The sequence below is a fragment of the Variovorax paradoxus EPS genome, from assembly GCF_000184745.1.
GTDB lineage: Bacteria > Pseudomonadota > Gammaproteobacteria > Burkholderiales > Burkholderiaceae_C > Variovorax > Variovorax paradoxus_C.
This window is the reverse complement of record NC_014931.1, coordinates 5,429,750-5,448,808: the sequence shown is the minus strand read 5'-3', so window position 1 is coordinate 5,448,808 and position 19,059 is coordinate 5,429,750. Positions and strand designations below refer to the sequence as shown.

The following is a 19,059-nucleotide window of genomic DNA, read 5'->3' as shown; positions in this document are numbered from 1 at the left end:
CGCTTACCTTGCTCTCGCCAGGCGAGGGTCCAACAGATCGCGCAGGCCGTCGCCGAGCAGGTTGAGGCCCAACACCGCCATCGCGATGGCCATGCCGGGGAACACGGCCAGCAGCGGCGACTGGAACATCATTGTCTGAGCTTCGCTGAGCATGCGGCCCCACGACGGCTGCGGCGGCTGCGTGCCGAGGCCGAGGTACGAGAGCGCTGCTTCGGCAAGGATCGCGATGGCGAAGCGGATGGTGATCTGCACGATCAACACAGCCGAGATGTTCGGCAGCACGTGCTGCATCGTGATCGAGAACGAACCCTTGCCGCAGGCGCGCGCAGCGGCAATGTACTCGCGCGACCAGATCGCATTGGCCGAGGCGCGCGTGATGCGCGCAAAGGTCGGGATGTTGTAGATGCCGATCGCGACGATGGCGTTGACGATGCCGGCGCCGAACACGGCCGTCATCATGATCGCCGAGAGGATCGCTGGGAACGCGAGCGAGAAGTCGGTAAGCCGCATGATGGCTTCCTCGACCCAGCCGCGCTTCGCTGCCGCGAGCAGGCCGAGCGCCGTGCCGACCACCAGGCCGATGCCGACCGCGATCACGCCCACGAGGATCGACGCCCGCGCGCCCACCAGCAGCAGCGAGGCCACGTCGCGGCCATAGGTGTCGGTGCCCAGCCAGTGCGAGCCGGTCGGGGGCTTGAGCTTGTTGGCCATATCCATCTCGTAGGGCGACCAAGGCGTCCAGACGAGCGAGAGGGCGGCGGCCAGCAGGAGCAGCAGCGTGAGCACGCCGCCGATGACGAAGCTGCGGTGATGCAGCGCACGGTGCCAGAAGCCGGGCACCTTGAGCGCGGCGGCGCTGGGAGCGACGACGCTGCTCATATATCGCTCGCCTTGATGCGCGGATCGATCACGGCATAGAGCACGTCGACCACGAAATTCACGATGACCACCAGGGCCGCGAGCAGCATCACGCAGTTGCGCACCACGATCAGGTCGCGGTTGCTGATGGCCTGGAAGATCAGGCGGCCGAGGCCCGGCAGGTAGAACACGTTCTCCACCACGATGGTGCCGGCGAGCAGCTCGGAAAACTGCATGCCCATCACCGTGATGACCGGGATCATCGCGTTGCGCAGCACATGGGTCCACAGCACCATGCGCTGCGAGACGCCCTTGGCGCGCGCGGTTCGAACGAAGTCTTCGCGCATCACCTCGAGCACGGCCGAGCGCGTGATGCGCGCGAGGATCGCCGCCTGCACCACCGCCAGCGACAGCGCGGGCAGCAGCAGCGACTTGAGGCCCGCGAAGATGCCTTCGCCCCAGCCCTCGAAGCCACCGGCCGAGAACCACTGCAACTGCACCGAGAACACCAGGATCAGCATGATCGCGAACCAGAAATTCGGGATCGCGATACCGACCTGCGCCATGCCCATCAGGCCCACGTCGCCGAGCTTGTTGTGGCGCGCCGCGGCGGTCACGCCCACCAGCAGCGCGATGACCACGGTGAACGCCATGGCCAGCAGCGCGAGCGGCACGGTGAGGGCGAGGCGTTCGAGGATGAGGTCGAGCACTGGCGAGCTGTAGGCGTAGCTGTCGCCCAGGTTGCCGGTGAGGAGGCCGCCGATCCAGTGCCAGTAGCGGGTCCACGCGGGCTGGTCGAGGCCCAGCTTGGTGGCCAGCGCGGCCACGGCGTCGGGCGACGCGTCGGGACCCATGAGCATCTGCGCGGCGTTGCCGGGCAGGATCTCCAGAACGAGGAAGACGATGACCGAAGCGCCGATCAACGTGCCGATCAACGTGGCGAGGCGCTTGAATAGAAACAGGCTCATGGGGCGGGGCGCAGCATAACCTGAGTGCTGCAACAAATGTGCCGTGAATGTGGCCTTTGTCATTCACCGGCGGGTGCCCCTGCCGGTCCGCCGATAATCGGGGGATGGCCCTCATGATCACCGACGAATGCATCAACTGCGATGTCTGCGAGCCCGAGTGCCCGAACGATGCGATCTACATGGGCGCGGAGTACTACGAGATCGATCCGCACAAGTGCACCGAATGCGTTGGCCACTTCGATGAGCCGCAGTGCGTGCAGATTTGCCCGGTGGCGTGCATTCCCCTGAACCCCGAGCATGTGGAAAGCCGCGAGACGCTGATGCAGAAGTACCAGCGCCTCACGGCGATCAAGGTGACGGCGGTTACTTCACCGCCTGCTTCATCAACCGGCGTCTGAGTCGCGGGACTTCCGCTTCTTTTTCTTCGCCGGAGCGTCGCCGGCCGACTTGCCACCCGATCCGCCGCTGCTGAAACTCATGGTCGATTTGCGCGGGTCGCCCGCCGCCTTGGTGGCGCGCTCGCGGGCTTGCTGCTCGGACAGGGCCATGCGCCGTTCGGCCATGGCGGCGCTTCGGGCCTCTCGCGCCGCTTGGCGATCGCGGTCGTAGGCCGCTTTCTCCAGAGACAGGCGGGAACGCTCCAGCTTGTCGGCCTGTGCGCCGTTGCTTTTCGCGCCGGCTTCGGCGGCCCGGCGGTCCGCATCGCTGCGGGGATCGTCGACCTTCACCGTCTTTCCGCCTTCGCATGGGCGGTCCGAGTAGGTGCTGCCGCATCGCCAAGTCTTTGCGGGACCCTGGGCGGTTACGCCGGTGGACCAGGTGCAGGCTGCTATTAAAAATACAGCCAACCCGAATTTCCCCGCCCTCTTTTCTCTTCTTTTTCTCGTCTTCATTTTTATTTCTCTCTCCCTCCTGCGCTCCGGTTGCCGGCTAGGTGGCGGCAGGCGTGCCCCCGTCGCCGGGCTCCCGCCGCGGCGGTTTGGGCCGGGGCGGTTTGCTCGTGTGGATGAGCATGGTCGCTTTCTCCATCTCGCCGGCCACGAGCGCGGGCGCGGCATGCAGCGTGCGGACGATGGTGTCGTCGATCAGCTCACGTTGTTCCTTCAGTGGCTTCTTGAGCACCCAGTTGACGACCTCGGACTTCACGCCGGGATGCCCGATGCCCAGGCGCAGCCGCCAGTAGTCGCCGGTGCCCAGTTGCGCGTGGATGTCGCGCAGGCCGTTGTGGCCGGCGTGGCTGCCGCCGAACTTGAGCTTGGCCTGGCCGGGCACCACGTCGAGTTCGTCGTGCACGACGAGGATTTCTTCCGGCGCGATCTTGAAGAACCGTGCGAGCGCAGCCACCGACTTGCCCGAGAGGTTCATGAAGGTCTGGGGCTCCAGCAGCCAGATGCTCTGGCCGCCGATGTTGGCGCGCGCCGCGAGGCCGTGATAGCCGCGCTCGGGCACGAGGTTGAGTTTCCAGTCGCGCGCGAGGGCGTCGATCCACCAGAAGCCCGCGTTGTGGCGCGTGGCTTCGTACTCAGGGCCCGGGTTTCCGAGGCCGACGAACAGCTTGATCATGGCGGGAATTATCTCGCCGCCCCCAAAGCAAAAGGCCCGCACGAGGCGGGCCTTTTGCAGGAGACGGGAAGATTACTTACTTCTTCGCGGCGGGCTTGGCCGTCTTGGCGGCAGCCTTGCCACCGGCAGCCGGTGCGGCGCCTTCAGCAGTGGCGCCTTCGGCGGCAGGTGCCGGCTCTTCGGCGACCAGCGGCGGCACAGCCGACACGATGACGGGGTTCTGCTTGCCGTGGCTCACATACTTCACGCCCTTGGGCAGCTTGATGTCGTTGACGTGCAGCGTGGCGTTCTTCGTGAGACCGGAGAGGTCCACTTCGATGAACTCGGGCAGGTCGGACGGCAGGCAGCTGATTTCCAGCTCGGTGATCACGTGGTTCACCAGGTTGTGCGCGGTCTTGACGGCTTCGGACTCTTCTTCACCCTTGAAGTGGAGCGGCACCTTCATGTGCAGGCGGGTCTTGGCATCCACGCGCTGGAAGTCGATGTGTTGCACCAGTTGGCGGAACGGGTGGTACTGCACGTCGCGCAGCAGCACTTTGCTGGTGGCGCCGCCGAGTTCCATTTCCAGGATCGACGAGTGGAAGGCTTCCTTCTTCAGGGCATGCCACAGCGCGTTGTGATCGATTTCGATCAGTTGCGGCTGCAGGCCTTCACCACCATAGACGATACCGGGCGTCTTGCCCGAAATGCGGAGACGGCGGCTCGCACCCGTACCCTGCTTGGCGCGCTCAAAAGCGACGAATTTCATAACTAGCTCCTGTGAGAGTCCACCGCGACCAGTGCGACTCCGATTCAAAAAGGCTTCTTCGAAAAAAGAAGCCCGCTCTTTGGTCCTCAGGTCAGAACAGGTTGTCCTGGTCCGAGAACAAACTCATCACCGACTCGCCCTTGGCAATGCGCTGGATCGTCTCGGCGATCAGCGGTGCCACGGAGAGCTGGCGGATCTTTCCGCATGCGAGGGCCGCATCGGAAAGGGGAATGGTGTTGGTCACGACTACTTCATCCAGGGCCGTGCCCTTGGTGATGCGCTCGATGGCCGGGCCCGAGAAGATCGGGTGCGTGCAGTAGGCGTAGACGCTCTTGGCGCCGCGCTCTTTCAGCACTTCGGCCGCTTTGACCAGCGTGCCGGCCGTGTCGATCATGTCGTCCATGATCACGCAGTTGCGGCCGTCGATCTCGCCGATCACGTTCATGACTTCGCTGACGTTGGCCTTCGGACGGCGCTTGTCGATGATGGCGAGGTCGCAGTTCAGTTGCTTGGCCAGCGCACGGGCGCGAACCACGCCGCCGACGTCCGGAGAGACCACGATCAGGTCTTCGTAGTTCTTGGCGCGCAGGTCGCCCAGCAGAACCGGCGAGGCGTAGATGTTGTCGACCGGGATGTCGAAGAAACCCTGGATCTGGTCTGCGTGCAGGTCCATCGTGAGCACGCGCTCGACGCCGACGGTCTCCAGCAGGTTGGCCACGACCTTGGCCGAGATCGGCACGCGGCTCGAACGCGGACGGCGGTCCTGGCGGGCATAGCCGAAATAGGGAATCACGGCGCTGATCCGCTCGGCCGATGCGCGCTTGAGCGCGTCGACCATGATCAGCAGTTCCATCAGGTTTTCGTTGGTCGGTGCGCAGGTGGACTGCACCACGAACACGTCGCGTGCGCGGACGTTCTGGTTGATCTCGACGGTGACTTCGCCATCGGAGAAGCGACCGACGCGTGCGGCGCCCAGCGAGGTGCCGAGGTTGTGCGCGATTTCTGCGGCGAGGCCAGGATTGGCATTGCCGGTGAAAACCATGAAATCAGGGTGATTAGCCTGCATGAGCGCGTCCCGGCAGTGCGAAATTGGCTTGGAGGAAGCCGCCAAAGGTTTTGAGTCGTGGCGGCCCGTGGGCTGCCGATTATTGCAGTGGGTGTGCTGCAGAAGAAACACTGCGGCCATCAGGCCGCAGTTTTCAAAAAGCACTGCGGCGGGTTAGACCGCAGTTTCAATAGATTTGGCAGGGGAGAAAGGATTCGAACCTTTGCATGCTGGAATCAAAATCCAGTGCCTTAACCAGCTTGGCGACTCCCCTACACGGGTCGATGGTTTGCACCATCAACCGATATATGTCGCGTCGGACCGCAAAAGCGATTCGACCATTTCAGGTTGCCCAACCTACCAGAGGATGAACAGCCAGATTGCTGCATTGACGAACCTGCCAGCCCGCGGGGGCTTCGACCAGTTCCGCTTCATGCGGCCCTTGCGGCAATTTTGCGAACACCGAACTTCCGGAGCCGGTCATCCGGGCCTTCAATCCTTGGGCGCCGAGCCATTCGATGGCATCGGTGACCGCGGGGCAAAGTCGCTGGGCAACCGGCTGCAGGTCGTTGTGGCCGAAGTCGAAAACCTGGTTGCCTAGGTTCTTGGCTTCAAGCTGTTCGCTATCTGCAGCAAAGCCCGAGATTATAGCAACAGGAGTTGAGCGTTCAAGGTCATCCGCAGAAAAAATTAAGCGGGTATCCAATCCTTCGGTGGGCTTGACCACGGCGAAGCGTGCCGGCGGCAGGGTGACGGGCGTGATTTCCTCGCCGATTCCCTCGACCCATGCGTGGTGTCCGCCGAGGAAGAAGGGCACGTCGGCGCCCAGTTTCAGCCCGATCTGTGCGAGCTGTGACAAGGGCAGGTTCAGGTTCCAGAGACGGTTGAGCGCCAGGAGGCAGGTGGCGGCATCCGAAGACCCGCCGCCCATTCCCGCCTGAGCCGGGACATGCTTCTCGACGCCGATGTGCGCGCCCTGGCCGGGCGCGGCGTGCGTCTGCAGCGCCCGGGCGGCGCGCAGGATCAGGTCGTCGGCGGGCAGTTCGGTCGTGAGGTCTTCGCGGGTCAACTGGCCGTCGCGCCGCCGCTCGACGTGCAGCGTGTCGCACCAGTCGATCAGCATGAAGACCGACTGCAACAGGTGGTAGCCGTCGTCGCGCCGGCCGGTGATGTGCAGGAACAGGTTGAGCTTGGCCGGTGCGGGAAGGTCGTAGAGGGCCTTCATGACCGCTCGAACACGATGCGCAGGTCTGCCCGGGGGCTCGGGGATTCGCGCGTCGCCTGCAGGCGCCCATTCGCGAGCTGACCCAGGTCCGGACGCCAGCCGGGCACGCTTTCATTACGTCCGGCCAGCCAGCCGAACAGCGCGCCGACCGGGATCGCCGCGCCAGTGGCGGCTTCGATCAGCGCATCGACGGATTCATAGCGGCGGGTGTCGCTGCCGTTCTTCAGCAGGGCCTCGCCGGGAGACCAGTGCAACTGGGCCAGCGTGTTGCCGATCGGCGTTGTCAGCGTGAGTTCGCCGGCATCGGCCGAGCCGCGCAGTTCGAAGAGTGCGGAAAAGGTCTGGACCGGTTCGCTGTCGATGCGCAGCGACATCCGGCCGCTCCAGCTGTCCGAGCCTCGCGGCGCCGAGGAGCCGCCTGTCAACTGGGCGCAGCCTGCTATCAATAGGAGAGTGGCCCCGCCCGCCGCCAGAAAACCGCGGCGACCGGCCTGCAGCCCGGGGGCGAGCATGGTCACGGCTTGACGCGCAGGCGCTTCAGCGTTTCCTGCAGGGTTTCATTTTCGGCATCGCTCAGCAGCGCCTCTTTCCAGATCGTCACTGCGCGATCCTTCTGGCCGATGCTCCACAGCACTTCGCCGAAGTGCGCACCGATCTCGGGATCGGGCCGGGTCTTGTAGGCAGCCTCGAGGATGCGGATCGCCTCGGCCGTGTTGCCGAGCCGGAATTCGACCCAGCCCAGGCTGTCGGCGATGAATGGGTCTTCCGGCGCCAGTTGCACCGCCTTCTGGATCAGCGTGCGGGCCTCGTCGAGCCGGATCTTGCGATCGGCGAACGAGTAGCCGAGGGCGTTGTAGGCGTTCTGGCTTTCGGGCTTGAGCTGGATCAGCCGCCGAAGCAGCCGCTCCATGTCGTCCAGCCGGTTCAGCTTCTCGGCCACCATGGCCTGGTCGTAGACCAGGTCACCGTCGTCGGGTGCCGCCGCGGAAGCCTGGGCGAGCATGTCGTAGGCGGCCTGGTATTGCTTGGCGTCGCGCAGCAACTGCACTTCGGCAAGGAATTTCTGCTTCTTGTCGTCGGCCGTGCGCTCGGGCAGAGCGCGGATGATTTCGCGTGCCTGTGGCAGCTTGCCCTGGCGCGCCAACAGGCCCGCGCGGCGGGTCTGGGCGATGGTCAGGTCCTCGGTGCTGTCGATGCGCGAAAGCCAGCGCTCCGCACCCGTGAGGTCCTTGCGCCGTTCCGCCAGCTGCGACAGGGCGAGGTAGGCCTGCGTCACGCCGCGTTTGCGATCGGCCGCATCGGCGTCCTTGTTGCTCTGGCTCGAGGAGAGGTCGATGTAGCGCTTGAGGGATGTCTCCGCCGCGCCGTCCTGCTTGGCCTGCATCTGCAGGCTGCCGAGCAGCAACCAGGGCTCCGCCAGTTCGGGACGCGCCGTGGTGAGCGCCTGCAACTGCGTCTGGGCGTCGTTGTAGCGGCGGTTCTCGACCAGCACGCGCGCATAGGCGATGCGCAGGTCGGGCGTGGCCTTGGTGTTGCTTGCGAGATAGCGCGTCACGATCGGTTCGGCCAGCGGCTGGCTAGGATCGATCAGCTCGAGCGCCAGCGCGGGCGGGGCGTCGGAGGCCGGATCGACCTCCTGGCCCTTGCGCGCGGCTTCCAGGGCGCCGGAGTTGTCTCCGGCATTGAGGCGCAGCCGGCCCACGGTGGCCCAGGCCAGGCCGCCGGTGGTCGGGCTCTTGAGCTCGTCGACCAGTGCCCGCTCGACCACCGAGGCCGCCAGCTTCTTGTCGGAGGCGCGCGAGTAATTGCGCGCGATCACCGCCATCAGGAGCGGGCGCTCGATTTGCGAGGTGGCCGCCACTTCGGCGCGCAGGGGCTCGACCGTTTCACCGATGCGATTCAGCGCAATCAGGATCTGCAATTCGATGCGCCGTGCATCGCGCGACGTGGGCAGCGCTTCTTGCCAGGCGCGGGCTGCGGCGAGGGCGGCATCGCCCGAACGCGATTGCAGCGCGATCTCGACCGCTCGCTGGAACAGCTTGCCGTCGCGCAGCCGGCGTGCCGCGTCGAGCACCAGCGCGTAGCCGGAGCCGGGGTCGCCGGAGCGGGCGGTCATCTCGCCCATCAGGATTTCGTAGAAGAGGTCGGCGGTCAGCGCAGAGGGTTGCGCGGCAGGTTCGCTGGCCGGCTTCGGGGCTGTGACCCGGGGCCGGACCGCCGGCCTCGGCGGCGCGTTGCGCTCGATGATGGGCGCCGGGCTGTTTGGGGCGGCGGGATCGGAGGTTTGCGCATGCACCGCGCAAGCCAACAACACGAGAGATGCGGCCGCCGCAAGGCGGTGTCGGCGGGGCGATGGAATCATCGAATCATGATAATCGAGGCTTTTGAACGAGCGTCGCGTGGGGCTTCGTCTTCGCCGGAGTTTTACTTTCATGCCTGAGCTACCCGAAGTCGAAGTCACCCGCCGCGGTTTTGCCGATCGCATCGCGGGCGCGCGCATCGAATCCGTGCGCATCGGAAAACCGTTGAGATGGGCCTTGATGGTGGTGCCCGAGGCGCTGGTCGGCCGGCATGTGCGCGAGGTGCGGCGGCGCGGCAAGTACCTGCTGATCGACCTGGACCAGGGCCTGCTGCTGTTGCACCTGGGCATGTCGGGCAGCCTGCGCTTCGATACCGCGTTGCCGCCTCCCGGCACGCACGATCACTTCGATCTCGTTACCGACCGCGGCACTTTGCGCCTCAACGATCCGCGTCGCTTCGGCGCCGTGGTCTACGTCGACGACGAGGCCGCGCCTTGGGCCATCAAGCTGCTAGGCGGGCTGGGCATGGAGCCGCTGGGCGATGCCTTCGACCTCGATGCCTTCCATGCGGGCCTGCGCAAGCGCAAGACGACGGTCAAGCAGGTGCTGCTGGCGGGCGACGTGGTGGTGGGGGTCGGCAATATTTATGCGTCCGAGGCGCTGTTCCAGGCCGGCATCCGCCCGACGCTGTCGGCTGCGCGCATCAGCCGGCCGCGGGCGGCCAAGCTTCACGCGGCGGTGCGCGAAATCCTGGCCAGGGCGGTGGAAAAGGGCGGCAGCACGCTGCGCGACTTCTCCAACGTGGACGGCCAGAACGGTTATTTCCAGCTCGAAGCCACCGTTTATGGCCGCGCCGGCGAGCCATGTCGGGTCTGCGCAACGCCGATCCGGCAGCTCCGCCAGGGGCAGCGCTCCACTTATTTTTGTCCTAATTGTCAAAAGTAGCGCGTCGCGCCTGCGATTGAATTCCCATAAACAGGCGCTGCCCGGTTTGCGATGCTATATTTGTAAGCTCTTTCTTACATATTTCCCTTGAGCCGCTCTTTCAACCAACAACTCGATCAGCACGGTGCGTGGCGGAGCAATTTCGCCCATCGGCTGCAGTGGCTGTCCCGCTGGCTGACCGAGAACGAGCTGCTCGACCAGGCCGTGGCCGAGCGCCTGCGGGGCCTCGAACAGCAGATCCGCACCAGCAAGGTGATGGTCGCGTTCGTGGCCGAGTTCTCACGTGGCAAGTCGGAGCTGATCAATGCGATCTTCTTTGCCGACTACGGGCGCCGCATCATGCCCGCGAGCGCGGGGCGGACCACGATGTGTCCGACCGAGCTGGGCTACGACCCGGCGATCGCGCCCAAGCTGCGGCTGCTGCCGATCGAAACCCGCCTGGAGCCGCATTCGCTGACCCACTGGCGCGAAAAGTCGACCCGTTGGACCGAGATCCCGATCGAAGTAGGCAATGCCGAGCAACTGGCGCAGGCCATGGGCAAGGTGGCCGAAGTCCGCTGGGTGAGCAAGGACGAGGCCCGCGCACTGGGCTTCTGGAACCCCGAGACGCCCGACGACAACCCCGTGCAGGACGCCGAAGGCCGGGTCGAAATCCCGCGCTGGCGCCACGCCGTGCTGAACATGCCGCACCCCTTGCTGGAGCAGGGGCTGGTCATTCTCGACACCCCCGGCCTGAACGCGATCGGCGCCGAGCCTGAACTGACGGTGAGCCTGATCCCGCAGGCGCACGCTGTGGTCTTCATCCTGGGCGCCGAAACCGGCGTGACGCGCTCCGACCTGTCGATCTGGCGCGAGCACCTCATCACCGAGGACGAAGGCGGCGACACGCGCTTCGTGGTGCTCAACAAGATCGACACGATGTGGGACTCGCTGAGCACCCACGCGCAGATCGAATTGCAGATCGAGCGCCAGCGCGACAGCGCGGCCCGGCTGCTCGAAGTGCCGCTCGCGCAGGTGCTGCCGGTGTCCGCGCAAAAGGGCCTGCAGGCCAAGATCCAGCGCGACCCCCGCCTGCTCGAAGCCAGTCGCCTGCCGGCGCTCGAAGCCCTGCTGGGCGAAGGCGTGCTCGGCAAGCGCGAGACCATGCTGCGCCTGGCGGTCGATGCCGGCATGACCGCGCTGCGCACCGAGGCCGAACGCATCCTGAAGGTGCGCCAGCGCGACCTGTCGGAGCAGGCGCTCGAGTTGCAGGGCCTTCGCGGCAAGAACGTCTCGGTGATCCGTCACATGCGCTCGCGCATCGACCAGGAACACGCCGAATTCGAGGGCAGCAATACCCGCATCCTGGCTTTGCGCTCGGTGCAGGGCAAGCTGCTGCGCGAGGTGTATGCCGTGCTCGGCCGTACCGCGCTCAAGGCCGACATGGTGCGGCTGTCGGCCGCGCTCAAGCGCCCCGGCATCAAGCTCAACGTACGCAAGGTGTACGGCGAGACCTTCGATTCGCTGCGCAACAACCTGCGCGAAGTGCAGGCGACGACAGCCGAGATCCAGTCGATGCTGCACGCTACCTTCCGCCAGCTCAATGCCGAACAGGGCTTCACCCTGCAGGCGCCGGCCGAACCCGATCTCACCGGCTTCGAGCAGGAGCTCAGTCAGATCGAACGCAGCCACATCCATTACCTGGGCGTGGGCAACCTGCTGAAGCTCGCGCAGGCCGATTTCTGCGACAAGTTGGTCCGTGCGTTGGCAAGCCGCCTGCGACTGGTCAACGAGGCCGCGATGACCGAGGTGGAGCGCTGGAGCAAGGGCGCGAGCGCGCAGATCGATGCACAGCTCAAGGAGCGCCGCCGCAATTTCAGCAAGCGCATCGAGGCGATCGAGCGCATCCAGAATGCCGCCGGCAACCTCGACGAGCGGCTGCTCGAACTGGCTGCGCAGGAAACCAATTTGGCCGAACTGCACGCCCGTCTGCGTGAATTCACGTCGCTGATCACGCAGCAAGGCAAGCCGCAGGCTGCTGCAGCAACGCCCTTCAGCGAGTTGCGTGCGGCCTGAGCGTTCCGCCTCCGTGGCGGCAGCCGGTTCGCCCGGTTCGCAAGTGCCGCCGGATTTCGCCGCACAGGTCGTCAGCTGGCAGCGCAGCCACGGACGCAGCGAGTTGCCGTGGCAAAACACGCGCGATCCCTATCGGGTCTGGCTGTCGGAGGTGATGCTGCAGCAGACGCAGGTCACGACGGTGCTGGGCTACTTCGCGCGTTTTCTCGAACGCTTTCCCGATGTGAAGGCCCTGGCTGCGGGCACCGAAGACGAGGTGTTCGGGCGCTGGAGCGGCCTCGGTTACTACAGCCGCGCGCGCAACATGCACCGCTGCGCGCAGGAAGTCGTCGAGCGATTCGGCGGTGAGTTCCCCCATACCGCAGCGGAGCTCGTGACCTTGCCCGGCATCGGTCGCTCCACCTCGGCGGCGATCGCGGCGTTCTGCTTCGGCGAGCGCGTGGCGATCCTCGATGGCAACGTGAAGCGCGTGCTGACGCGGGTGCTCGGTTTCGGCGGCGACATGTCTTCGTCCGCGCAGGAGCGTGCGCTGTGGGACGTGGCAACGCAGCTCCTTCCGCCCGCCGAAGAGCGCGAGGCGATCGCGAGCTATACCCAGGGGGTGATGGACCTCGGCGCCACCGTCTGCCTGCCGCGCAAGCCCAGTTGCATGATCTGCCCGGTCAACAAGATTTGCGTGGGCCTGCGTGAAGGCGCGCCGGAGCGCTATCCCGTCAAGACCCGCAAGCTCAAGCGCAGCGCGCAGTCGCTCTGGGTGTTGCTGGCGCGCGATGCAGAGGGGCGCGTCTGGCTGGAAAAGCGGCCGGCGAAAGGCATCTGGGCGGGACTGCATTGCCTGCCTGTGTTCGACAGCCGCGACGACCTGCTCGCTGTGCTGCCATCGGCCGCACAGCGCGGCGCGCAAGACCTTCCGCCGTTCGTCCACGTGCTGACCCACAAGGACCTGCACCTGCACCCGGTACTGCTGGAAGGCGTGCAACCGCAGAGCGATATTGCGCGTTGGGTCGAAGCGGACGAATGGGTCCGGCTGGGACTGCCCGCGCCGGTGCGCAAGCTGCTGGAGAGCGTCAGCGCGGTCTAGGGCTTAGTTCGCGTCGAGTTCGCGGTGCCGCTTGAGCGCACCCCAGCGGGTGCCGAAGGTGTGTGCCAACTGCTCGACAAGAAACACCGAGCGGTGCTGCCCGCCCGTGCAGCCGATGGCCACCGTGACGTAGCTGCGATGGTCGCGCGCCAGCGCATCGATCCAGTGCGAAAGAAATTGCTCGATGTCGTCGTACATGCGCGCCACGTCGTCATGCTCGCGCAACCACTCGATCACAGGCGTGTCGCGGCCCGTGAGCTGGCGCAGCGCCGGCACGTAGTGCGGGTTGGGCAGCATGCGCACGTCGAACACGTAATCCGCATCGAGCGGCACGCCGCGCTTGAAGGCGAACGACTCGAACACCAGCGTGAGCGCGTTCTGCGGCGCGGAGATCAGCGCCTTGATGTAGCTCTGCAGTTGCGCGGGGCGAATGAGGCTGGTGTCGATCACGTCGGCACCGTCGCGCAGGTCGGCCAGCAGCTCGCGTTCGAGTTCGATGGCCTGCACGAGCACGCGATGCTGCTCGGGCACGTCGGTGCGGCTTTCCTGGCGCGAGAGCGGGTGGCGCCGACGGGTTTCCGAATAGCGGCGCAGCAGCGCGTCAGTGGTGGCGTCGAGGAACAGCGAGCGCAGCGACACGCCGTCGCGGCGCAGCGCTTCGAGTTGCTGCGGAACGATCGGCAGCGACACGCCGCTGCGCACGTCCATCGCGATGGCCACGCGCGTGGCCTGTTGCTCATGCTGCAGCGCGATGAACGAGGTGAGGAGTTCGGGCGGCAGGTTGTCGACGCAGTAGTAACCGGCGTCTTCCAGCGCATGCAGCGCCACGGACTTGCCCGAGCCCGACATGCCGGTGATGAGCACCAGGTCGAGGTTCATCATGGCGTGGCTGCCGAGGTCTTGTGGCCAAGCATCTCGCGGGCATGAGCGAGCGAGGTCTGCGAGACCTTTTCACCGCCCAGCATGCGGGCGATTTCGTTGGCGCGGGTGTCGTCGTCGAGCCGCGACACGCCGCTCTCGGTGCGCGGGCCGTCCTTGCCGGCGCCCGCCGTCTGGCGCTTGGCCACGACGAGGTGATGGTCGGCGCAGGCGGCCACCTGCGGCAGGTGGGTCACGGCCAGCACCTGGCGGTCGCGGCCGAGTTGCTTCATGAGGCGGCCGACGGTTTCGGCAACTGCACCGCCAACGCCGGCATCGACCTCGTCGAAGATCAGTGTCTGTGCGGCGCCGAGCTGGCTGGTCGTCACGGCGATGGCCAGCGCGATGCGCGAGAGCTCGCCGCCCGAGGCCACCTTGCCGATCGCGCGCGGGGTGCTGCCGGTGTGGCCGGCCACGAGGAAGGCGATGTCTTCGAGGCCCGCGCGGCTGGGTTGCGCCAGCGGCTGCAGCTCGACCTCGAAACGCCCGCCTTGCATGCCGAGGCCCTGCATGGCTTGCGTGACCGCCTGGGCCAGGCGCGGTGCGGCCTGTTTGCGGGCTTTGCCGAGTGCCTTGGCTTCTTTCAGGTAGGCCTGCTGCGCGTTCTGCTCGGTGCGTTCCAGGCCGTCGAGATCGCTTTGCGCATCGAGCGCCTGCAGCTCGGCTTGCCAGCCGGCCAGCAGTGCAGGCAGGTCGCCGGGCGTGCGCTTGTAGCGGCGCGCGAGCGACATCCAGAGGCCCATGCGTTCGTCGAGTTCGGCCAGGCTTTGCGGATCGGCCTCGGCGTCGCGCAGATAGCCGTGCAGCGTGTGGGCGGCGTCCGAAGCCTGCGCCACGCAGGAGGCCAGCACCTCGCCCAGCGCGCGAAATTCGGGCTCGATGTGCTCGCAGTTCTGCAGCAGCGTGGCCGCGCGCGAGAGCGCGGCGAGGGCGCCGTTGTCGTCGTCTTCGAGCGCCTGGCTCGCGCCCTGCGCCGCGTCGATCAGCGCCTGGGCATTGGAGATGCGCGAATGGTTGGTCGACAGCTCTTCCCACTCATCGGTGCCGGGCGCGAGCTTGGCGACTTCGGAGATCTGCCACTGCAGCCGCTCGCGTTCGCGCTGCAACGAGTCTTGCGCCGAGCGCGCGTGTTCGAGGGCGGAGAGGGCCTGGCGCCAGCCTTGCCACGCGGCGTCGAGCGCATCGGTACGGACGCCCGCGTAGGCATCGAGCAGGCCGCGCACGGCCTCGGGGCGCGTGAGGCTCTGCCAGGCGTGCTGGCCGTGGATGTCGAGCAAGCGGTCGCCCAGTTCGCGCAGTTGCGTGGCGGTGGCCGGACTGCCGTTGATCCAGCCGCGGCTGCGTCCCTGCAGGTCGACGGTGCGGCGCAGCAGCAGCGCGTCGCCGGCTTCGAAGCCGCCTTCGTCGAGCCAACTGTCCAGTGTCGGGTCGGCGTCGAATTCGGCGCTCACGTCGAGGCGCTCGGCGCCTTCGCGAACAGCGCCGGCATCGGCCCGGTTGCCCAGCGCCAGTTGCAGCGCGTCTATCAATATGGATTTGCCCGCGCCGGTTTCACCGGTCAACACCGTGAAGCCGCCGGACAGGTCGAGTTCGAGTGATCGCACGATCACGAAGTCGCGCAGTGCGATGCGTCGCAGCGCCATGTCAGGAGCCCCCTTCGTTCCAATGAAGTTTTTTGCGCAACGTGTCGAAATAGCTCCAGCCCCGCGGGTGCAGGAAGCGCACCCGAAAGTCGGAGCGGCGCACCACCACGCGGTCGCCGATCGCGAGCGAGGCCAATGACTGCATGTCGAAATTGGCACTGGCGTCGCGCCCGCCGACCAGCTCGATCACGATCTCGTCGGCGTCGGGCAACAGCACCGGGCGGTTCGAGAGCGTGTGCGGCGCGATCGGCACCAGCACCCATCCGGGCACCGCCGGATGAAGCAGGGGCCCGCCGGCCGACAGCGCATAGGCGGTCGATCCGGTGGGCGTCGCGATGATCAGGCCGTCGGCGCGCTGGTTGGCCACGAAATGGCTGCCCACCGACACGCGCAGTTCGACCATGCCCGAGGTCGCGCCGCGATTGACCACCACGTCGTTCATGGCGAGCGCGTCGAACACCGAGACGCCGTCGCGCATGACCTGCGCGTGCATCAGGCTGCGGTGGTCTTCCTCGTATTCGCCGGCCAGCATCGGAATGAGGGTGGCCTGGAAGTTGTCGAGCGGAATGTCGGTGATGAAGCCGAGCCGCCCACGGTTGATGCCGATCAGCGGGATGCCGTAGCTGGCGAGCTGCCTTCCGATGCCCAGCATGGTGCCGTCGCCGCCGACCACGAGGCCGAGGTCGCAGCGCTGGCCGATTTCTTCGACCGACAGGGCTTCGTAGCGTGGATGGGCGGGGGCGTCGGCGTCCACCTCATCGCAGGTCGAACGTTCGACGAAGACCTTGCAACCCTGCGATTCCAGGAAGGTGCCGATGGTCTCCATGACGCCGTCGCGCGCATCCGCCTGCGCTCTGGCGCCGGAAGCCTGGTATTTGCCGATCAGGGCGACGTGACGGAAGCGAGAGGTCATATCTCACAAATTACAACACTAAAATCTTGCAATGCTGGACGACCGTGCCAAGTTGCTGCTCAAGACGCTCGTCGAGCGCTACATCGCCGACGGGCAACCCGTCGGGTCACGCACGTTGTCGCGTTCTTCGGGGCTGGATCTGTCGCCCGCAACCATCCGCAACGTCATGTCCGACCTCGAGGCGCTGGGGCTCATTGCCAGCCCGCACACCTCGGCCGGCCGTATCCCGACCCATCGCGGCTACCGCCTGTTCGTGGACACCATGCTGACCGCGCAGCGCGAGCAGATGAGCACGCCGAGCCTCGCGCCCGACCAGCCGCAGAAGGTGATCGCCAACGCGGCGAACATCCTGTCGAACCTGTCGCAGTTCGTCGGCGTCGTGATGGCGCCCCGCCGCGCCTCGGTGTTCAAGCAGATCGAATTCCTGCGGTTGTCCGAGAACCGGCTGCTCGTGATCATCGTCTCGCCCGATGGCGATGTGCAGAACCGGGTGATCTTTCCAGAGGCCGACTATTCGCAGTCGCAGTTGGTCGAGGCCTCCAACTACATCAACGCGCACTACGCGGGTCTCACGATCGAACAGGTGCGCGATCGCCTGCAGTCCGAGGTCGAGAAGCTGCGCGGCGAAATTGCAGCGCTGATGCAGGCAGCGGTCCAGGTGAGTTCCGAAGTGCTGACCGAGGCGCAGGAAGACGACGTCGTGATCTCCGGTGAGCGCAACCTGCTGGCGGTGACCGACTTCTCCAGCGACATGGGCCAACTGCGCCGGGCCTTCGAACTCTTCGAGCAGAAGGCGCAGTTGATGCGCCTGCTCGATGTGTCGAGCAAGGCCGAGGGCGTGCGCATCTTCATCGGTGGTGAAAGCCAGGTAGTGCCGTTCGAGGAGCTCTCCATCGTCAGCGCCAACTATGAGGTCGACGGGCAGGTGGTGGGCACGCTGGGCGTGATCGGACCGACGCGCATGCCCTACGAGCGGATGATCCAGATCGTCGACATCACGTCGCGGCTGGTGAGCAATGCGCTGAGCCACCGCAAGTAGGCCGCGGCGGCGAATAGAATCGTGGCCCAGTGGGCCGTTAGCTCAGTTGGTTAGAGCAGCGGACTCATAATCCGTTGGTCGATGGTTCAAGCCCATCACGGCCTACCAATAATTCCACGCCAGCATTGAGTGATTTGCTATGTTAGTCATAGCGCATCACTGGTGCACAACACGCCGGTGCCAGGGCCGGTGCCGGTTCAAGAGCGCAACATCGAACGGATGAGCTTCGCTTCTCCGATCCGCGACAGCCAGCTTGCCCAGCGATGGCGGGCAGCACGATCCGCGTGAGCGATGGACTAGGCGTCGCCGTCGACTGTCCGGATCAAATTGCGCAGGCCCACGGCCGCGTAGCACGCAAGTTCGCAAAGAGGCTGAAAGCGGAAGCCTGGGCTTTACCAGTCAGGTAATCGACGGGGCCGGCAGCCGTCGGCAAGATGGACCGATTGCAGTCACGGCTCTGCAAAATCATCGGCACAAACCGTCGAGCTTCGGCCACATGTTTTCCACATGAGGCGAATTCACTTCACGCAGAGCGTGCTTCGGGTTTCATTGTCATGCTGTCAGCTCTTCTTCACTACGCCGTGCGCGCGTCGCTGTCCCAGGCGATCGCTCAAGAACGGCACGCTATGTGCGAGCCCGAAGCAGTCGGTGCGCCGCCACGGCTCTATGACGAGTCCGCGCTTCGTCCGCTCGACCCGCAGCCGTTCGGTGCCGAGGCGAGCGGCCTCGTCGGCGAACTCCTGCGCGCGCGCGCACCCGAAGCGCGGCAGCGAATGGTCCGCGGCATGCTTGGCTCGATGGGCTTCGACTGGCTGAGCTACGGCACTGTCTCGCTCGTGGGGGGTCGTGTGCGCACGCAAAGCTTCTTCACGGCCTACGCGAATGCCGAATGGGTGCAGCGGTATTTCGCAAGCAACCATATGCAGGTGGATCCCAGGCATCAAGAGACGCCCCTGTCGAGCTTGCCGCTCACCTGGGACCTTGAACAAATCGAGGCAATCGCCGCGGCCGGCACTGCGTGTGCGCAGCAGCAGGTTTTTCTGGACGACATGCGCGCATGCGGAATGCACAGCGGCATGCTGTTCCGCGTTGCATCGCTCAAGAATTCCAATGAGCATGCGGTGATCGGCGTGCAGTCGCAGCGCAGCGGGCGCGACTGGATATCGAGTGAAATCGCGGGCCAGGCACTGATGCTCGGATTCAGTGTCCATGAGTTCCTCGCTCGTCATGAACTCACTCCCAGTGAAGTCGATGCGCAAGCAAGCCTCTCAAGTCTTCAGCATGCCGCCCGCCCCCCAGAGGGCGCGCACTTGTCGCCTATGCAGCAACGCATCCTGGCCCATTTGCTGCACGGCTTGAGCGACAAGGAAATTGCGCAGCGTTTGAGTGTTTCGGCGCATGCCGTCGACTATCACATGCGGCAACTCCGCCGACGCTTTGCCGTCCGCAATCGTCTGCAACTGGCCAATGCGGTTCAGGATGCGGGATGGCAGGCGGCCGATGCTGGATGCGCCTAGGTTCATAAGAACTGGCGAGTGCGTGCACTGGATGGCGCCATGGATGATGCTTCGAGGCAAATGGCCGGCATGCGGCGCTGACGCGTGAACGGACCAAGGTGCCGGGCCAGCGGGCGCTGCGCCGGCCTCTCTCTCGCGCTTTGATGCAAACCCCTGCCGCACTTTTTTCAGTACATCGCATTTCATGCATGGTGGCGCGGCGGCAACTACGAATTTTCGTAGCGCAGTCTGCCGCAACGGG

General features: G+C 65.6%; 18 protein-coding genes and 2 tRNA genes. 7 read left to right on the top strand and 13 right to left on the bottom strand.

Translation table 11 applies throughout. The features are described 5' to 3' along the window. Window positions 1–3: 3 nt before the first annotated feature. Together VARPA_RS24980 and VARPA_RS24975 are read right to left on the bottom strand one after the other, a co-directional pair. On the bottom strand, window positions 4–879 hold the full coding sequence (locus VARPA_RS24980) for an ABC transporter permease (RefSeq protein WP_013543372.1): 876 nt from the start codon (window positions 877–879) through the stop codon (window positions 4–6). Beyond that, entirely contained in the window at window positions 876–1,826 is a 951-nt protein-coding gene (locus tag VARPA_RS24975) for an ABC transporter permease (RefSeq protein ID WP_013543371.1), read from the bottom strand. Before VARPA_RS24975 ends, VARPA_RS24980 begins: the two co-directional genes overlap by 4 nt. A gap of 104 nt (window positions 1,827–1,930) precedes the next feature. Between VARPA_RS24975 and VARPA_RS24970 the strand changes: the two genes are divergently transcribed. Then, the gene (locus VARPA_RS24970) at window positions 1,931–2,224 is read left to right on the top strand and encodes a YfhL family 4Fe-4S dicluster ferredoxin (protein WP_041943044.1); all 294 of its coding nucleotides are present in this window, start codon (window positions 1,931–1,933) and stop codon (window positions 2,222–2,224) included. Here VARPA_RS24970 and VARPA_RS24965 read toward each other — a convergent pair. From VARPA_RS24965 to VARPA_RS24930, 8 genes are all read right to left on the bottom strand, one after another. Continuing rightward, window positions 2,210–2,554: a hypothetical protein gene (locus VARPA_RS24965; RefSeq protein ID WP_234974843.1), complete on the bottom strand. Its 345-nt coding sequence runs from the start codon at window positions 2,552–2,554 to the stop codon at window positions 2,210–2,212. The genes VARPA_RS24970 and VARPA_RS24965 overlap by 15 nt on opposite strands. A 202-nt stretch (window positions 2,555–2,756) precedes the next feature. After that, window positions 2,757–3,389 carry an aminoacyl-tRNA hydrolase gene (gene pth / locus VARPA_RS24960; RefSeq protein WP_041943043.1) on the bottom strand — a complete coding sequence of 211 codons (633 nt, stop codon included), beginning with the start codon at window positions 3,387–3,389 and terminating at the stop codon, window positions 2,757–2,759. Window positions 3,390–3,465: 76 nt separating this feature from the next. Beyond that, a complete protein-coding gene (locus VARPA_RS24955) occupies window positions 3,466–4,137 on the bottom strand; it encodes a 50S ribosomal protein L25/general stress protein Ctc (protein WP_013543367.1) in 672 nt (223 codons plus the stop codon). Between the two features lie 91 nt (window positions 4,138–4,228). After that, entirely contained in the window at window positions 4,229–5,203 is a 975-nt protein-coding gene (locus tag VARPA_RS24950; protein ID WP_013543366.1) for a ribose-phosphate pyrophosphokinase, read from the bottom strand. Window positions 5,204–5,379: 176 nt separating this feature from the next. Then, window positions 5,380–5,456 (bottom strand) — tRNA-Gln (locus VARPA_RS24945). A gap of 69 nt (window positions 5,457–5,525) precedes the next feature. Then, window positions 5,526–6,407, bottom strand: coding sequence for a 4-(cytidine 5'-diphospho)-2-C-methyl-D-erythritol kinase (ispE, locus tag VARPA_RS24940; RefSeq protein ID WP_013543365.1), 882 nt, complete (start codon window positions 6,405–6,407; stop codon window positions 5,526–5,528). Continuing rightward, window positions 6,404–6,781 carry a lipoprotein insertase outer membrane protein LolB gene (locus tag VARPA_RS24935; RefSeq protein ID WP_234974841.1) on the bottom strand — a complete coding sequence of 126 codons (378 nt, stop codon included), beginning with the start codon at window positions 6,779–6,781 and terminating at the stop codon, window positions 6,404–6,406. The genes ispE and VARPA_RS24935 overlap by 4 nt, the downstream gene beginning before the upstream one ends. A gap of 140 nt (window positions 6,782–6,921) precedes the next feature. After that, window positions 6,922–8,769, bottom strand: a complete 1,848-nt coding sequence (locus VARPA_RS24930) for a tetratricopeptide repeat protein (protein WP_013543363.1) — start codon at window positions 8,767–8,769, stop codon at window positions 6,922–6,924. A 70-nt stretch (window positions 8,770–8,839) separates the two neighbouring features. Here VARPA_RS24930 and mutM point away from each other — a divergent pair, with 70 nt between their 5' ends. From mutM to mutY, 3 genes are all read left to right on the top strand, one after another. After that, window positions 8,840–9,652: a bifunctional DNA-formamidopyrimidine glycosylase/DNA-(apurinic or apyrimidinic site) lyase gene (mutM, locus tag VARPA_RS24925; RefSeq protein WP_013543362.1), complete on the top strand. Its 813-nt coding sequence runs from the start codon at window positions 8,840–8,842 to the stop codon at window positions 9,650–9,652. An 87-nt stretch (window positions 9,653–9,739) separates the two neighbouring features. Continuing rightward, window positions 9,740–11,707 (top strand): dynamin family protein, encoded by a 1,968-nt coding sequence (locus tag VARPA_RS24920; protein ID WP_013543361.1) that lies wholly within the window; start codon window positions 9,740–9,742, stop codon window positions 11,705–11,707. 13 nt (window positions 11,708–11,720) lie between these two features. Then, the gene (gene mutY / locus VARPA_RS24915; RefSeq protein WP_013543360.1) at window positions 11,721–12,788 is read left to right on the top strand and encodes an A/G-specific adenine glycosylase; all 1,068 of its coding nucleotides are present in this window, start codon (window positions 11,721–11,723) and stop codon (window positions 12,786–12,788) included. Between the two features lie 3 nt (window positions 12,789–12,791). Here the strand turns inward: mutY and rapZ are convergent, their stop codons facing one another. Genes rapZ through VARPA_RS24900 form a run of 3 tightly spaced genes read right to left on the bottom strand, consistent with a single transcriptional unit; the run spans window position 12,792 to window position 16,262 of the window. Next, window positions 12,792–13,667 carry an RNase adapter RapZ gene (gene rapZ / locus VARPA_RS24910; RefSeq protein ID WP_041943991.1) on the bottom strand — a complete coding sequence of 292 codons (876 nt, stop codon included), beginning with the start codon at window positions 13,665–13,667 and terminating at the stop codon, window positions 12,792–12,794. Beyond that, window positions 13,667–15,349, bottom strand: a complete 1,683-nt coding sequence (recN, locus tag VARPA_RS24905) for a DNA repair protein RecN (protein WP_013543358.1) — start codon at window positions 15,347–15,349, stop codon at window positions 13,667–13,669. Before recN ends, rapZ begins: the two co-directional genes overlap by 1 nt. Window position 15,350: 1 nt before the next feature. Next, entirely contained in the window at window positions 15,351–16,262 is a 912-nt protein-coding gene (locus VARPA_RS24900) for an NAD kinase (RefSeq protein ID WP_013543357.1), read from the bottom strand. A gap of 31 nt (window positions 16,263–16,293) precedes the next feature. On the opposite strand from VARPA_RS24900, the gene hrcA reads away from it, so the two are divergent. The 3 genes from hrcA to VARPA_RS24885 all read left to right on the top strand — a co-directional run bounded on the left by hrcA (window position 16,294) and on the right by VARPA_RS24885 (window position 18,818). Then, window positions 16,294–17,301 (top strand): heat-inducible transcriptional repressor HrcA, encoded by a 1,008-nt coding sequence (hrcA, locus tag VARPA_RS24895; protein ID WP_013543356.1) that lies wholly within the window; start codon window positions 16,294–16,296, stop codon window positions 17,299–17,301. A gap of 31 nt (window positions 17,302–17,332) precedes the next feature. Further along, window positions 17,333–17,409, top strand: a tRNA-Ile gene (locus VARPA_RS24890). Window positions 17,410–17,855: 446 nt separating this feature from the next. Further along, on the top strand, window positions 17,856–18,818 hold the full coding sequence (locus VARPA_RS24885) for a helix-turn-helix transcriptional regulator (protein WP_013543355.1): 963 nt from the start codon (window positions 17,856–17,858) through the stop codon (window positions 18,816–18,818). Window positions 18,819–19,059: the final 241 nt, after the last annotated feature.

Excerpts from the sequence above, each read along its gene's own strand:
- VARPA_RS24980 (WP_013543372.1), bottom strand. The coding sequence starts at position 879 with ATGAGCAGCGTCGTCGCTCCCAGCGCCGCCGCGCTCAAGGTGCCCGGC.
- VARPA_RS24975 (WP_013543371.1), bottom strand. The coding sequence starts at position 1,826 with ATGAGCCTGTTTCTATTCAAGCGCCTCGCCACGTTGATCGGCACGTTG.
- VARPA_RS24970 (WP_041943044.1), top strand. The coding sequence starts at position 1,931 with ATGGCCCTCATGATCACCGACGAATGCATCAACTGCGATGTCTGCGAG.
- pth (WP_041943043.1), bottom strand. The coding sequence starts at position 3,389 with ATGATCAAGCTGTTCGTCGGCCTCGGAAACCCGGGCCCTGAGTACGAA.
- VARPA_RS24955 (WP_013543367.1), bottom strand. The coding sequence starts at position 4,137 with ATGAAATTCGTCGCTTTTGAGCGCGCCAAGCAGGGTACGGGTGCGAGC.
- VARPA_RS24950 (WP_013543366.1), bottom strand. The coding sequence starts at position 5,203 with ATGCAGGCTAATCACCCTGATTTCATGGTTTTCACCGGCAATGCCAAT.
- ispE (WP_013543365.1), bottom strand. The coding sequence starts at position 6,407 with ATGAAGGCCCTCTACGACCTTCCCGCACCGGCCAAGCTCAACCTGTTC.
- VARPA_RS24935 (WP_234974841.1), bottom strand. The coding sequence starts at position 6,781 with ATGTCGCTGCGCATCGACAGCGAACCGGTCCAGACCTTTTCCGCACTC.
- VARPA_RS24930 (WP_013543363.1), bottom strand. The coding sequence starts at position 8,769 with ATGATTCCATCGCCCCGCCGACACCGCCTTGCGGCGGCCGCATCTCTC.
- mutM (WP_013543362.1), top strand. The coding sequence starts at position 8,840 with ATGCCTGAGCTACCCGAAGTCGAAGTCACCCGCCGCGGTTTTGCCGAT.
- rapZ (WP_041943991.1), bottom strand. The coding sequence starts at position 13,667 with ATGAACCTCGACCTGGTGCTCATCACCGGCATGTCGGGCTCGGGCAAG.
- recN (WP_013543358.1), bottom strand. The coding sequence starts at position 15,349 with ATGGCGCTGCGACGCATCGCACTGCGCGACTTCGTGATCGTGCGATCA.
- VARPA_RS24900 (WP_013543357.1), bottom strand. The coding sequence starts at position 16,262 with ATGACCTCTCGCTTCCGTCACGTCGCCCTGATCGGCAAATACCAGGCT.
- hrcA (WP_013543356.1), top strand. The coding sequence starts at position 16,294 with ATGCTGGACGACCGTGCCAAGTTGCTGCTCAAGACGCTCGTCGAGCGC.
- VARPA_RS24885 (WP_013543355.1), top strand. The coding sequence starts at position 17,856 with ATGCTGTCAGCTCTTCTTCACTACGCCGTGCGCGCGTCGCTGTCCCAG.